The following is a 454-nucleotide window of genomic DNA, read 5'->3' as shown; positions in this document are numbered from 1 at the left end:
GGTTGGCCCGTACATGTTCCACAGATCGACACCGGCAGCACGCAGACGCGTCGCCAGTTCGCGAGGCAATGCTTCACCGCCGCACAGGCCTTTCAGCGAAACGCGTCGCGCACCGGCAGGCCAGCCCGAGTCCAGAAGCATGCGCCACGTTGCCGGCGTCGACTGCATCGCCGTTGCTGAATGCTTCTCCAGCAAACCCGCCAGCAGACGGGCGTCACGCGCTTCGTCGCGCGAGGCCACCACTACCTTTGCCCCCACGATCAGCGGCAGGAACAGTTCCAGCGCGGCAATATCGAACGACAGCGAGGTCACCGCGACCAGCGTGTCATCCGCCGTCAGACCCGGTTCGCGCGCCACGCCGTGCAGGAAATTCGTCAGCGCGGCGTGACGCACCATCGTGCCTTTGGGCTTGCCCGTCGAACCCGACGTATAGATCACGTACGCCAGTTGCTCA

Annotated in this window: 1 protein-coding gene; it reads right to left on the bottom strand. The window is 65.0% G+C overall.

Features of this window, described 5'->3' with window-relative positions:
* On the bottom strand, positions 1-454 hold a 454-nt coding region (locus PQR67_RS38235; protein WP_408467962.1), incomplete at both ends, for an AMP-binding protein.

The sequence above is a fragment of the Paraburkholderia fungorum genome (assembly GCF_046026025.1).
GTDB lineage: Bacteria > Pseudomonadota > Gammaproteobacteria > Burkholderiales > Burkholderiaceae > Paraburkholderia > Paraburkholderia fungorum_E.
The sequence above is the reverse complement of the archived record's forward strand: the minus strand, read 5'-3'. Positions and strand labels throughout refer to the sequence as shown.